Below are 14,371 nucleotides of genomic sequence, written 5' to 3'. Positions count from 1 at the left end.
GTCCTTCTCGTTCTTTCGTCCGTGGCCCCTTCGTTCTTTCGTTCGGCCGGTAGCCGACCCTCCATCGTCTCACCCGGAGATCGTGACAATGAATTCGCCCGAGCCTTTCCCTTTGACGCGATATCAACTCGACATCTGGGTCTCCGCCGCACAGTCCGAGGAATCACCGCAGTACAACGTCTCGTGTCACGAGAAGCTCACCGGGGACGTGAATCTCGGTGTGCTGCGCCAGTGCGTCGAGCAAGCCCTGCGGCGTCATGACGCTCTGCGCCTGCGATTCGACGAGCGGGACGGGACGCCTCTTCAGTGGGTCGAACCCCAGTCGCCCGTCGTGGAAACGACCGACCTGTCACAGGAAAGCGACCCGGCGGCAGCCTGCCGCCGCCGGGTGCGCGCGTTCCAGCAGCGCCCGATGCCGCTGCGCGATCAGCCCATGGTCCGGGCGGCGCTCCTGGTGGAGAGCCCCCGTGTGACGCACCTCCAGTTTGTCGCGCACCACCTGGTGATGGACGGCTGGTCGCTCAACCACGTGAGCGCCCAGATTCTCGACGAGTACGCGTCGATGGTGGCGGGCGGAGCCGCCACGGAGAGCCGCGCGCCGTCGTACCGTTCGTTCTCCGTGCGGGATGTCGCGTACCAGGGAGCCGAGGAGAACGCCGCGGACCTGGAGGCCCACCGCTCCGCCCTCGCCGACGCGGTCCCCGCGCTGTTCCCCAGGAAGCCGGCGAGCGCCCCCCGCGAAGGCGCCCGCTTTTCCTTCACGTTGGATCGTGCGTGGGCGGCCCGCGTCCGGAAGGCCCAACTGCCGCTGTTTCCCTACATCGCCACCATGCTGGGCGCGTATCTGTCCCGGGTGCATCGCGCCGAGGAGGTGATCCTGGGTATTCCGGTCCTGAACCGGCCGGATGGATACCTGGATACCGTCGGGCATTTCGCGAACACGCTGCCCTTGCGCCTGCCCGCCCAGGACGGGCGGCCGCTGCGCGACATCGTCAACCGGACGCGGAGCGCCACCCGTGCGCTGCGCCGGCACGAGCGGGCGGCCCTGGGAGACGTCGTGCGCGGATTGCGTGAACTCCATGGCAGAAACCGGCAGTTATTCGACGTCACCTTGTCCTACCTCCGGGCCGGACGCCCGGACCCCGGCCCGGGCATCGACCTCGAGACGACGATGGAATCGCCCTGCCATGAGCAGGACGCCCTCTCGCTGGTGGTGCTCGACTTCGACAACGCGCCGGAGATCCGTTTCGACCTGGACTACGCCACGGACGTCTTCGATGACGACTTCCCCATCGAAGCGATGGCGGGACACGTGAAGTACCTGCTCGAAGAGGGCGTGGACATGGCGGACGGGCCGGTGTCCGCGGTGCCGATGCTCTCTGCCACGGAGCGGGAAGAGCTGATCCGGCACGGCCGGGGAGACCGCGTCGCGTATCCGCGGGACGCCACGCTCTCGGGGCTCTTCGAGCGGCAGGTCGCCCGCGGTCCGGCGCGGATCGCCGTGGTGGGGCCGGGCCCGGACGACGCCCTGACGTACGCCGAACTCGACGCGCGGGCCAACCAGGTCGCCCGGGCGCTGCGAGCGGACGGCGTGGGCCCGGGCGACCGGGTCGCCGTCTCGCTGGAGCGCGGCCCCGACCTGCTCGTCGCGCTGATGGGCGTGCTCAAAGCGGGTGGTGCCTATGTCCCGGTGGACCCGGGATATCCGCGCGAGCGCATCCGCTTCCTGCTCGATGACAGCCGCCCGGCCGCCGTGCTGGCGTCGGACGAGTGCATGCCATTGACCCCGGCAGCGGCGGACGTGCCCGTGCACCGCGTCCCGGACCTGCTGCACGGCGACGACTCCCCGCTGGAGCCGCTGGCCGACGGCTCGGACCTCGCGTATGTGATCTACACTTCCGGCTCCACCGGCAAGCCCAAGGGTGTGCGGGTCCGGCACCACTCGGTGGTCAACCGGTTGGCCTGGATGCAGCGCGCGTACCCGATCGGCGAGGGCGACGTACTGCTGCAGAAGACACCCGTGTCCTTCGACGTGTCCGTGTGGGAGCTGTTCTGGTGGGCTGTTGAGGGAGCGAGCGTGGCCCTCCTGCCGCCGGGCGGTGAGAAGGACCCTCTCGTGATCGGCCGGACCATCCACGACCGGCAGGTCACCGTCGCGCACTTCGTGCCGTCCATGCTCGGTGCCTTCCTCGATGCCGCGGAGCAGACCCCACAAGTGCGCTCCCGGACACAGACGCTGCGTCGTGTCTTCTGCAGCGGAGAGGCGTTGCCGGCTGTTCGCGTCGACCGGTTCAACCGGCTCTTCCACCATGGGGAGCGTGCCGCGCCGGCCCTGGTGAACCTGTACGGCCCGACCGAGGCAACCGTCGACGTGACCTTCCACGACTGCCCCGGGGATCCCGGCCGCCCCGTCGGCCGCGTGCCCATCGGACGGCCGATCGACAACACCTGTCTGTACGTGGTGGGGCAGGACGGGCAGCCGCAGCCCAGAGGCGTCCCGGGCGAGCTGTGGATCGGCGGCGCCGGGGTGGCCGCAGGATATCTGAACCGGCCCGCCCTGACGGCGGAGCGGTTCATCCCCGACCCGTTCACCGGCGAAGACAGTCTGTACCGCACCGGTGATCTCGTGCGGTGGCTCGCCGACGGCTCTCTCGAATACCTGGGCCGCCTCGACGACCAGGTGAAGATCCGCGGGAACCGGGTGGAGCCGGGCGAGGTCAGCAGGGCCCTGATCGCCGTGCCCGGCATCCGGGACGCGCTGGTGGTGGACCGCGCCGATGACGAACGGGGTGTCCATCTGGTCGGCTACTACGTCGCGGAGGACAAAATCGCCGCCGCGGACGTGCGCCGTCATCTCGCCGCCGCGCTGCCGGAGTTCATGATCCCGGCACTGTGGGTGCGGCTCGACCGCATTCCGCTGACGCCCAACGGCAAGGCGGATCGCCGGGCGCTGCCGGAACCGGTGGTCCGCGGCGGCGCACCGGCCGCACGCCCGCTCACCTCCGCCGAACAGATCTTGTCGGACGTGTGGTCCGAGGTCCTGCGGTGCGGTCCCGTGGGTGCCGAGGACGACTACTACGCGCTCGGCGGTGACTCGCTGCAGATGCTGCGGGTCCGCGCCCTGGCCGAGCAGCGTGGCCTGCGCTTCTCACTGGCCGATCTGGTGCGGCACTCCACCGTCGCCGGCCTGGCCGCGCGGGCCGTCCCGGGCGATTCCCCCTCCGACCCCTTGTCGGACACCGACCCCTCGTCGCCCGAGGGTGAACCCCGCCCCTTCGAGACGGTCTCCGGTATCGACCGGGCGCGGCTGGGCTCGGTCTCGGACGCCTATCCACTCACCCGGATGCAACTGGGCCTGATCTACCACAGCCGTCAGCGGCGGGGATCGTCCCTGTACAAGGACGTGTTCCGCTACACCCTGGGATGCGACTGGGACGAGGGGCTTTTTCGTGCGGCGTTCGGCCGACTCGTACGGCGTCATCCGGCGCTGCGTACCAGCTTCGGCCTGGCCGGGTTCAGCGAACCGCTGCAGCTGGTGCACCCGGCCACCGACGACGGCTTCGACGGCCTCGCCGTCGTCGATCTGCGGTCCCATGACGGCGACGACGCGGAAACGGAGGTGCTGCGGCACATCGAAGAACGCCGCCACCACGAGTACCCCTTCGACACTGCCACCGCACCCCTGTACATGCTGCGCGTCCACGTACGCCGCTCCGCGATCGACCTGGTCCTGAGCTTCCACCACGCCCTGTTCGACGGTGCGAGCGTCGCCAACCTCATCGGCGAACTGCTGCGTGACTACGGGCATGCCCTGGGCCTGCACCCGACCCCGGTGTCCGAGGTCCGCCTGCCCTCGCCCGCCGCGCACCTGTGGGCCGAACGCCGAGCTCTGGCCTCGGAGGCCGACCGCCGGTACTGGCGGAGCGAACTCGACGGAAGCGAACCCACCTCGATCGGCTCGTTCCGCCCGCACCAGCCCCCGTCGTCCGCGGGCGGGCGTGAGTCGCACCGCTTCGACCTGCCGGCCCGGCTCGGCGACGACGTACGGACCTTCGCCCGAGCCCAGGCACTGCCGGTGAAGTCGGTGCTGTTCGCCGCCCACTGCTTGACACTGCGGCTGTTGTCCGGGCGTGACGATGTCATGACCGGTCTCATCGCGCACAGCCGCCCGGAGCACCCGCACGCCGAGCGCATGGTCGGACTGTTCCTCAACACCCTGCCCATGAGGGTGAACACGGCCCAGGACAGCTGGCTGGAGGAGGTACGGGAGGCGTTCCGGCGTGAGCAGAGCGCGTATCCCCACCGCCATTACCCCATCAGCGCCATCCAGGAGCAGCACGGCGGTGGTCCGCTGTTCGACACGGTGTTCAACTACGTGCGGTTCCAGCAGCTCACGGACGCACTCCGGGAGCCGGGGCTGGAGCTGACGGATCTGCGCACCGTCGAGGAGACCAACTTCACGCTCCTCGTCAACGCCGTGACGGACCCCGTCGACCAGGACATCTGGCTGCGCATCGACAACGACGGACAGACGGTCACCCCGGACCAGGTCCGGCTCTTCGCCGACTACTACACCCGCGTCCTCGACCGTATGGTCCACCACTCCCTGGAGCAGCCCGGCTGGGACTTCCTTGACGCCGTGCCACAGCCGCTCCCCGCCGTCGGCACGGACGCGGCACGCAGCGTGGTGGACCGCTTCGCGGAACAGGCCGCACGCACCCCGAACGCCCCCGCCCTGGCCACGCACGACGAGCGGTGGACCTACGCGCGGCTCGCACTGGCCACCGAGGCCGTGGCCCGCAACCTGCTCGCCCTGGGGGTGGGCCCCGGCGCCGTCGTCGGTGTGGCGGCCGACCGGTCGTCCGAGGTGATCGCGGTCATGCTGGGCATCATGCGGGCCGGAGCGGCGGTCATGCCCCTGGACACCGGATACCCCGCCGCCCGGATCTCCTACATGATCGAACAGGCGGATCCCTGCCGCATCGTCGCCGCCGGCCGGCACGGTGAACTCCTCGGCCGGACCTCGCGGATCGTACGGTTCGAGGAGCTCGCCGAACCGCCCACCGGGGACGCCCTCGCCTCGCCCCTGCCGCCGATCGCTCTGGACGGCACCGCCTGTGTCCTGTTCACCTCGGGCTCCACCGGGCGGCCCAAGGGAGTCGACATCCCCCATCGCATGCTGGCCAACCTGGTCTCCTGGCAGAATCGCGCCCGGAGTGCCTCGGCGGGCATCACCCTGCAGTACGCGCCGCTGAGCTTCGATGTCTCCTTCCAGGAGATCTTCTCCACCCTGTGCGCGGGCGGCACCCTCCGCCTGGTGCCTGAGGAGATCCGCAGGGACATGCCGGCCCTGGTGCGCCTGCTGGACCGGGAACGGGTCGAGCGCGTCTTCGTTCCCTCCATCGCCCTCCAGCAACTGGCGCTGGCCTCCCAGGCGCTGGGCGTCACACCGGCCGCGCTGCGCGTCATCGCCTCCAGCGGCGAACAGCTGAGGATCACCGACGAGATCCGCCGTCTGTGCTCGGCCCTGCCCGGGGTGGTGCTGGAGAACCAGTACGGCCCCACCGAGACCCATGTGGTGACCCGCCACACCCTGACCGGACCGCCGGCCGACTTCCCGGACCTGCCACCGGTGGGGACCGCCGTCGACGGCGCCCAAGTGGTCGTGGTGGATCCGCGGCTGCGCCCCGTGCCGCCGGGGGTGACGGGCGAGCTGTATCTCGGGGGCGCCTCGGTCGCGCGTGGATATCTGGGCTGTGACGACCTGACCAAGGAACGCTTTGTCACGCTGCCCGGCATGTCCGGCCGCTTCTACCGCTCCGGCGACCTCGGTTTCGCCCTGCCGAGCGGCGAGATCGTGTGCACCGGCCGCGCCGACACCCAGGTCAAGGTCCGCGGATTCCGGGTCGAGACGGCCGAGGTGGAGCTGGCGATCCGCGACCTCGCCCCCCGCTACCCCGGTATCGCCGAGTCCGCCGTCGTCGCCCGCACCCGCCCCGGCACGGACACGGTCCTGGTGGCGTTTCTCACCGGCGATCCGTCGACGGTGGACACCGGTGCGCTCCGTAGCCGGTTGCGCGAAACGCTCCCCGACTACATGGTGCCGTCCTACATCCAGTGGCTCTCCGCCATGCCGTCCACACCCAGCGGGAAACGGGATGACGCGGCCCTGCGGGCGATCCCTCTCGAGGCGCCGGCCGACCACGACACCACCCCGCCGCGCACCCCGCTCGAGAAGGCTCTCGCCGAGATTCTCGCGGACCTGCTGCACCTGCCCGAAGTCGGCATCAACGACAGCATGTTCGACCTGGGTGGCACATCACTGACCGCGATGCGGCTGATCGCCACGCTGGAACAGCGCTTCGGCACCGTCATTCCGCTGTCGGAGTTCATCGCCGCGCCGACCGTGGCCGCGATGGCCACCCGGCTGCGGTCCGCCGCGGCGGCACCGCCCCGCTTCGACCCGGTCGTGCCGCTCAACCCGTCGGGTACCCGTACCCCGCTCTTCCTGGTCCACCCGATGGGCGGCAACGTGCTGTGCTTCCTGCCCTTCGCCAAACACCTCGACCCCGAGCAGCCGCTGTACGCCCTCCAGGCGGCCGGCGCCGACCCCGGCACCGAACCGCTGGACACCATCGCGGACATGGCCCGCGGCTACATCGCCGCCCTCAAACGGATCCAGCCGGAAGGCCCGTACAAGGTCAGCGGCTACTCCTTCGGCGGGTTCGTCGCCTTCGAAATGGCTCTGCAACTTAGCGCTGAGGGTGAGCAAGCCGATGTGCTGATCCTGGACACGGTCACCTTGAACCCCCGGCTGCGCGAGCTGTACACCGAGGACGCGCTGCTCGGCTGGTTCTTCTGGGAACTGCTCTGGCCCGTACGCGGCGGCGCGTCGCCACTGGAGGAGATACCCGAGCACGCCACCTCGCTGGACGAGAAATTCGCGCACATCGCACGGTGCGCGGTCGACCTGGGCGTGCTGCCCGCCGACAGTTCGGGGACCGTCATCCGGCGCCTCTTCCGCCTCTACCGGGCGAACTGGATGGCCACGCTGAACTATCGGCCGGGCACCGTCGACCAGGACATCGTCCTCCTGCGGGCCGACGAACCGCTTCCCGCGATCCTCGAGGCCATGCACGGCGCCGCGGGCAGCCTGCACTACGAGGCGACCAACGGCTGGGGGCGAGTGACCACCGGCCGCATCCAGGTGGTCGGCATTCCCGGCGATCACCTCTCCATGATGGAGGAGCCCGGCGTCGCCCACGTGGCCAAGACGATCGCCGACATCCTGCACCCCTCAACCCATCACTGAAGGGAAACCTGAGTTTCATGACATCCCACCGGCCCAAAGCAGTGGTCATCGGGGCGGGGATCGGCGGTCTCACGCTGGCCGCCGCTCTGCGCCAGGTCGACATCGACGTCGCGGTGTACGAGCGCGCCACCGAGCTGAAAGCCGCCGGTTCCGGCCTGGGTGTGCTGAGCAACGGCGGCGCCGCGCTGGACGCCCTCGGCATCGACATCGGTCTGGAAAAGCGCGGGCAGGTGCTCCAGCGCTTCGGCATCAACGACGCCGAGGGAAACCACATCACCTGGTTTCCCATTCCGGAACTGAGCAACGAACTGGGACTGCCACCCACTGTGGTCATCAGCCGCAGCGACTTGCAGCAGGGCCTCCTGGAAGCGGTGGGGGACACCCCCATCACCCTGGGCGCCGCCGCCGTGGGCTACGAGACACGACCGGACGGAGCGACCGTGCGCTTCGCCGACGGCAGCCAGGCTCACGGCGACATCGTCATCGGGGCCGACGGGATCAACTCCGCCATCCGCGGCCAGATCACCGGTCCGGAACCGGTGCACGAGGCCGGATATGTGTGCTGGCTCGCCATCGTCCCGTTCAGCCACCCGCGCTTCGAGACCGGCTCGGTCCTCCACTACTGGGGAAGCGGGCAGCGCTTCGGCCTGCTGGACCTGGGTCACGGACAGACCTACTGGTTCGGCACCAAGAACATGTCCGTCGAACGGGCCGCCGACTGGCAGGGTACGAAGGAGGAGATCGTCCAGGCCTACGCCGGCTGGGCGGACGAGGTCCAGGCGGCCATCCGCGTCACGCCCGAAGAGGACATCATCGCCATCCCCGCCCGTGACCGAGCCTTCCTGGAGCAGTGGGGCGACGGCCGCGTCACCCTCCTCGGAGACGCCGCGCACCCCATGCTCACCAGCCTCGCCCAGGGAGCCGGGATGGCCATCGAGGACGCCGTCGTCCTGGCCGGGACGCTGGCCCGGTCCAGCGACCTGACCGCCGGTCTGCGCAGCTACGAGGATCAACGCCGCGAGCGCACCCGGGCCATGGTCCTCGCCTCCCGCGCGCTGAGCGAACAGGAGCAACTGGAGGACCCGCGGCAGCGGCACGAGCGGGACGAGCAACTGCGTCGGACGACCTACGCCGCCTTCGCGGAGCAGCAGCGGGACGTCCTCATGTTTCCCGGGATCCACGTCTAGTACCGCTGTCGTGCCGAGGCCACAGCGCAGTGCGCTGTGGCCTCGGGGGTGGGCTTCGTGCTGTTCGAGCGGGTGCACGGGGGTCCTGAGGCTACAGTCCGTCACGAACCATGGCGGCGACGATCTGGACGTGGCGATCGGCCGCCGTGTTCGAGAACTCGTTCTCGTAGTTCAGGCCGTAGGGCCAGAAGTGCCCGCCACCGGTGGACAGCGTGGCGCCCGAACCGTCGAACCGCTTGACGAGCGCCGTGGCCTGCGCGCCGTGCCAGGTGCCACCGCTGGAGAGAGAGGACCAGCCCGAGCTGGTGCCCACACCGATGGTGTGGGCGATCTCGTGCAGGGCGGTCCGCTCGGTCATGTAGCCGCGGTTGCCGAAGCGAATGGTTCCGTTGATGTTTCCGTCAGCGGTGGGCACACCGGGGTCGTAGCGGACGGTGATGTTCTTGCCCAGATCGCTGAGGTTGTTGTACCGGGCCACCGCGGCGTTCATGGCCGCCGTGATCAGGTTGTAGGCCGTCTGCTGGTCCTGGGTGGGGTTGCTCGCCCGTTCGAGGGTCCAGGTGATGGTGGCCGCCGGCGCCTGTTCCTGGGACGCCGCCGCGGGCGGCGGGGCGGCCTGCGCGACGCCGGGCCCGGTCAGCACGGCGGCCGCGAGTGCGGCGACGACCACCTTGTTGCGCCAGGTACTCATGAGGGTCCTCCTGTGGGGGGATGGTGGGGGGCTGGGGGTGGGGTGCGTCAGTGCCTGAGGTCCGCCCCGACCGCGGCGGCCACGACGCTGTCCCGTTCGGTGCGGCTGAACAACCCCTCGGACAGCCATGTGTCGGCGAGGGTGCGTACCGCCTGGACAAAGAGGCCTGAGGTCGTGAAGGGTGCCTGCGCCCAGAGCACGTCCAGGAACGTGAGACCGTTGCCACGGGCGCGGTTCGGTACGCCGGAGTTCTTCGTGCCGAACACGACGACCGGTTCCGAGCGTTTGAAGTAGGCGTGGTAGCGCGTCTCGTCCCCGACATGGAACGGTGCGAGGGTCAGGCCGTGTGTGGTGAAGTACATCGGCCGGCCCCCGGGCGCGATCGCGTCGGCCAGATCGCCCCGGAGCGTGAAGGCCTTGTAGAAGGAGAACACGCGGAATGCCGACTCCTGGCTCTGGGCGGTCAGCAGGACCGGACCGTAGAACACCGACTGGACGGTGGGATCGTCCAGGGCCCTTTCGATGCGCAGGCGGTAGGGGGCGGCGATGGCGACCCGGTCGCCGGGCCGCCAGGTTCTGCTCAGGCTCAGATAGCTGCCGGGCACGGCCTTGACCGACTGCCGGACCCCGTTGACCGTGACAGTGAAGCCCGCCGTGGCCCAGGCCGGAACGCGGAGTCTCAGGTCGAGCTGCCCGCCGCCCTCACGGAACGTCAGGGTGCGGACACCCTCGGCCGGGTAGTCGCTCGTCTGCTCGATGACCAAGCCCCGCTCCGGCCACCGCAGGGTCGAGGCGAGGTAGAGGTTGACGTACAGCGCGTTGCCGTCGGCGGAGCGGAAGTACACCGAGTCCTGGTACTTGGTGTGGTTCTCCATACCGGTGCCGCCGCAGCAGGTGCCGGTGTTGTCGTACTCGCGCCGCACCCCGGGGCCCATCCCGACGAAGTAGGTGACCTCCGGGCTGTCGGTGGCGGGGGCGTCCCGGCGGGAGGCGAGGATGTGGTTGGTCAGCCCCCGCTCGTAGTAGTCCATGTAGGCGGGGTCCCGCTCGTGGAAGAACAGCTGCCGACTGAGTTTGAGCATGTTGTACGTCGCGCAGGTCTCGGCGTTCTTGTCGTCCAGGGTGGCCGCGATGGCGCCCCGGGCGCGGAACATCTCGCCCTGCCCCGTGCCGCCCAGGCTGTACATCCGAAAGCCCGTGACCATGCCCCAGAAGTTGCGGGCCGCGTCGGCGTACTCCTCCTTCGCGGTGTGGTCGAACAGCCGCAGATAGCCGGTGAACTGCGGGATGTGCTGGTTGGCGTGCCGGCCCTCCAGGATGTCGCGGTCCTCGGCGCAGGCCTTCAGCAGTGCGGTGTTGTCGAAGCAGCGGGCGGCGGCGAGGTGCTCCGCCCGGCCGGTGAGGGCGTACAGGTCGGCCAGCACCTCGTTCATCCCGCCGTACTCACCGGCGATGTAGATGGACCACATGCGCTCCAGCTGGGCTGTCGGCAGGTGGCCGAGCCGGCTGTGTACCCAGTCGCCCATCCCCGAGGCGATCTGAAGGGCCTGCTGGTTCCCGCCCAGGGTGTGCGCGTCGAGCAGCCCGCGCATGATTTTGTGGCAGGTGTAGTAAGGCGCCCAGATGGTCGGGTACGTCGTGTAGCTCTCCAGCAGGATGAACTGCGTCTCCGGGTACGCCGCCAGATAGCCGGGGTGGCTGGGCTTGGGCGAACCGTGGTCGGCCAGGGCCTTCTGGCACTCGCCGAGCGCGCCGACCAGGTAGTCGAGCTTGGTCTTGAGCGCGGCCTCCCTGGTGTCGGCGTACGCCTGGGCGATGAGGCTGAGGAAGTGGCCGCCGTAGTGGCCGCGCAGATTGCCGTCGGAGGTCTCCCAGCCGCCGGGCGGCCGGGCACCGCGGGTGTCGAGCCCGGCGTTGGCCCGGAAGACTGCCAGGATGCGGTCGGCCGGGTAGGACCTGGCGTAGCCGAGCATCAGGTCGCGCTTGCGGCGGAAGACGCCGTCGCCGAGGGTCACCCCGTCCAGCGGAAAGGGGCGTACCGACCAGGTGTCCGGGACGGGCAACGGCCCGGCTGTGGCCCGGGACGACGCCGTGGCGGGGACGGCGCCGGCCGCGGCGGCGTGCGCCGACGGAACGGCGGTCGCGAGCGGGGCGGCTGCCGCAGCCCCGGCGGCGAGTCTCAGCGCGTGACGGCGGGATGGGGGGTGGGTCATGCTCTTGACTCCGATCGTCGGTCGGCGGGCGTGGACAGAGGGCGGAGAACGGGCGGTCACGAAGGGGCGGCGGTCGGATCGGGTTCCGCCGTCGGCAGCCACACCCGCATCGTCGAGGGCCCGCGGTTCGCCCAGGAGCGGTAGGGCACCAGGACGATGTCCGTGCGCCCGCCGGCGGTGGCGGTGTCGGGGCGGTCGAGCGGTGCGTACGGCCAGGGGGCGTCGCTGTGTTCGGCGTGTCCGGCCAGCTCTCCGGCCACGACGACGGTGCCGGCCGTGCCGACCGTGCCGTCCGTGCTGTCGGGGTCGCGCCCGTCCTTCGGCTCGACGGACGGATCCACCCGTACGGCGTCGGCCTCGTGCCCGTCCGGCAGGTCCACCGACTCGGCGCAGTACACCAGCGGCCCCCGCTGGACGGCCACCGTGCCGCGTACCGCGTCGATGCGCGGATCGGCCCGGATCCAGCGCGGCGCCACGGGCAGTTCGAGCCGTACCTCGTCACCGGGCCGGAAGAGGCGGCCCACCGTGGCGGTGCCCGGGGCGACGGAGCGGCGTGTCCCGTCCGGCTCGACCAGCCAGGTGGCGGCGCCGTCCGCCCACCCGGGGACGCGCAGCGACAGGGTCCACGGGTGGGCCGGGCACCGGTCGATCCGCACGGTCACCGTCCCGCCGGACGGGTAGTCGGTACGGACCCGCAGCGCGACGCCCTGGCCTCCGGCGAGGGACGTGGCGATCTCCGCGTCGGCGTACTGGTGCAGCTGCACGCCGTGGTCGTCCGCCGTCGCCAGATAGGCGGGCAATTGGGCCAGGGTCCGCGCCACGTTGGTCGGGCAGCAGGACACCGCGAACCAGGGGGCGCGCAGGCTCGACTCGGCGCGCGGGCTGTCCGCGTCCGCGGCGGGCACGGTGCCCCGGTGGCGCCGGTGCAGGGTGTTGGCGTAGAAGAAGGCGCGGCCGTCCTCGGACGGGGAGGCCGCGACCACGTTGAACAGGGTCCGCTCCGCCAGATCCGCGAACCGCGGCTCGCCGGTGGCCAGCAGCAGCCGCCAGCTGAGCATCACGGAGGCGACCCCGGCGCAGGTCTCCGAGTAGGCGCGGTCGGGCGGCAGCACGAAGTCGTCGCCGAAGGACTCGTCCCGGTGGTGCGAGCCCATGCCGCCGGTCAGATAGGTCCGCCGGGCCACCGTCCGCTCCCACTGCCGCACCACCGCGGCCAGCAGGGCGTCGTCCCCGGTCTCCACGGCCACGTCGACGGCCCCGGCCGCGAGGTAGAGGGCGCGGACGGCGTGGCCGCGCAGCGCCGTGGCCTGGCGGACGGGCAGGTCGTCCTGGTAGTACGCGCGGCCGAACTCGGTGTCGGCGAGGGCGAGGTGGCCGCGGCGGTCGATGAACAACGCCGCCTGGTCGAGGTAGCGCTGCTCGCCCGTCAGTCTGGCCAGCTCCACCAGGGCCGGCTCGATCTCCGGATGGCCGCACACGCCCTCGATACCGCCCCGGCCGAAGGTGGCGCAGACATGGTCGGCGGCCCGCCTGGCGATCTTCGCCAGCTCGCCCTCGCCCCGGGCCCGGGCCTGGGCCACCCCCGCCTGGATCAGGTGCCCGTAGCAGTACAGCTCGTGGCCCCATTCGAGATCGCTGTACCGGGGCTGCTGCCCGGGGCGGCCGAAGGCGGTGTTCAGATAGCCGTCCGGTTCCTGGGCGGGGGCGATGGCCTCGGTGAGCTCGGCGATCTCCGCGTCGAGCGGGGTGCCGGCGCCGTGCCCGGCGGCCTCCCAGGCCATGGCCTCGAGCAGCTTGTAGACGTCGGAGTCGGCGAACTCACGGCCGCGCCGGTCCCGCTCGATCCGGCCCTCGACGGCGGCCCGGAAGTTGCCGATCCAGCCGACGCGGGCCATCCAGTCGCGGCAGTGGCCGAGTGTGGCGGTCGCGTTGATCTGCCGGCGCCGGGCCCAGAAGCCCCCCGTGATCCTGACCTCGTCGAGCCCGAGCGGCCGCAGCCGGCCCCGGGTCGGCGCCACCGGCAGGACGAGTGACCGCGCCGTGTTCTCCCTCACCAGTTCATGCCTTCGGATCGTCCTTTCGGTTGTCCGTCTCCGTGGTCGGGTTGTCCGGCTCCGTGGTCCGGCGCCTCAGCCCTTGAGCGCGCCCGACATGAACCCCCGTACGTAGTGCCGTTGCAGCAGCAGGAAGAGGAGGAGGCAGGGCGCGGCGAGGACCACCACACCCGCCTCGGTGGCGCCGTAGTCGACGGCGCCCATGGTCTGCTGCCGCAGGTTCGCGACGGCCAGCGGCAGGGGCGCCTTCTCGCTGTCCGAGATGAGGATCAGTGGCGCGATGAAGTCGTTCCAGGCCGCCAGGAAGGCGAAGAGCCCTACGGTGATCAGCCCCGGTCGCACCGCCGGGAGCAGCACCCGTCGCAGTGCGCCCGCCGTGCCGCAGCCGTCGACGAGCGCCGACTCCTCCAGCTCGCGCGGCACCGCCTCGAAGGAGATCCGCATCATGAAGGTGGCGAACGGCAGCTGGAACATGGCCAGCACCAGGCTCAGCCCGAGCAGTGAGTTCTGCAGCTCGAGCCTGCCGAGCAGCACGTACAGCGGGATCAGGAGCGTGGCGTACGGGACCATGAGGATGGCCAGCGTCAGCAGGAACAGCAGGTTCTTGCCCGGGAAGTCGAAGCGGGCGAAGGCGTAGCCGCCGAGCAGCGACACCGAGAGGGTCAGGGCGACGGTGAGCGCGGAGACGACCGTGCTGTTGAGGAGGTACCGCCACAGGCCCGCGTCGTAGTCGAGCAGCGTCCGGTAGTTGCCGAGGCCGTAGCCGGACTCCTGCGCGGTGCCGGGCTGTCCGCTGACCGACGCCCAGGCGTTCCACAGCAGGGGGAAGAGGAAGATGACGGCCAGTCCTCCGGCGAGGACGTAATGGGGCGTCCGGCCGAGGGCGCGGGTGAGCACCGTGGTGTCCCTTCTCA

The 14,371-nt window shown here is 70.6% G+C and carries 6 protein-coding genes; 2 read left to right on the top strand and 4 right to left on the bottom strand.

All coding sequences use genetic code 11. From position 1 onward, the window contains the following. Nucleotides 1–112 precede the first annotated feature (112 nt). Together PV419_RS04100 and PV419_RS04095 are read left to right on the top strand one after the other, a co-directional pair. The gene (locus tag PV419_RS04100) at nt 113–7,312 is read left to right on the top strand and encodes an amino acid adenylation domain-containing protein (RefSeq protein ID WP_415925225.1); all 7,200 of its coding nucleotides are present in this window, start codon (nt 113–115) and stop codon (nt 7,310–7,312) included. A gap of 17 nt (nt 7,313–7,329) precedes the next feature. After that, nucleotides 7,330–8,499, top strand: coding sequence for an FAD-dependent monooxygenase (locus PV419_RS04095; protein WP_319686276.1), 1,170 nt, complete (start codon nt 7,330–7,332; stop codon nt 8,497–8,499). A 91-nt stretch (nt 8,500–8,590) separates the two neighbouring features. Here PV419_RS04095 and PV419_RS04090 read toward each other — a convergent pair whose 3' ends face one another. From PV419_RS04090 to PV419_RS04075, 4 genes are all read right to left on the bottom strand, one after another. Beyond that, nucleotides 8,591–9,190: a hypothetical protein gene (locus PV419_RS04090; protein ID WP_319686275.1), complete on the bottom strand. Its 600-nt coding sequence runs from the start codon at nt 9,188–9,190 to the stop codon at nt 8,591–8,593. 47 nt (nt 9,191–9,237) lie between these two features. Beyond that, the gene (locus PV419_RS04085; protein WP_319686274.1) at nt 9,238–11,403 is read right to left on the bottom strand and encodes a glycoside hydrolase family 127 protein; all 2,166 of its coding nucleotides are present in this window, start codon (nt 11,401–11,403) and stop codon (nt 9,238–9,240) included. Between the two features lie 56 nt (nt 11,404–11,459). After that, nucleotides 11,460–13,457, bottom strand: coding sequence for a glycoside hydrolase family 127 protein (locus PV419_RS04080; protein WP_319686273.1), 1,998 nt, complete (start codon nt 13,455–13,457; stop codon nt 11,460–11,462). A gap of 75 nt (nt 13,458–13,532) precedes the next feature. Further along, a complete protein-coding gene (locus tag PV419_RS04075; RefSeq protein WP_319686721.1) occupies nt 13,533–14,354 on the bottom strand; it encodes a carbohydrate ABC transporter permease in 822 nt (273 codons plus the stop codon). Nucleotides 14,355–14,371 lie beyond the last annotated feature (17 nt).

It is taken from the genome of Streptomyces sp. ME19-01-6, assembly GCF_033793745.1.
Lineage (GTDB): Bacteria > Actinomycetota > Actinomycetes > Streptomycetales > Streptomycetaceae > Streptomyces.
The sequence above is the reverse complement of the archived record's forward strand: the minus strand, read 5'-3'. Positions and strand labels throughout refer to the sequence as shown.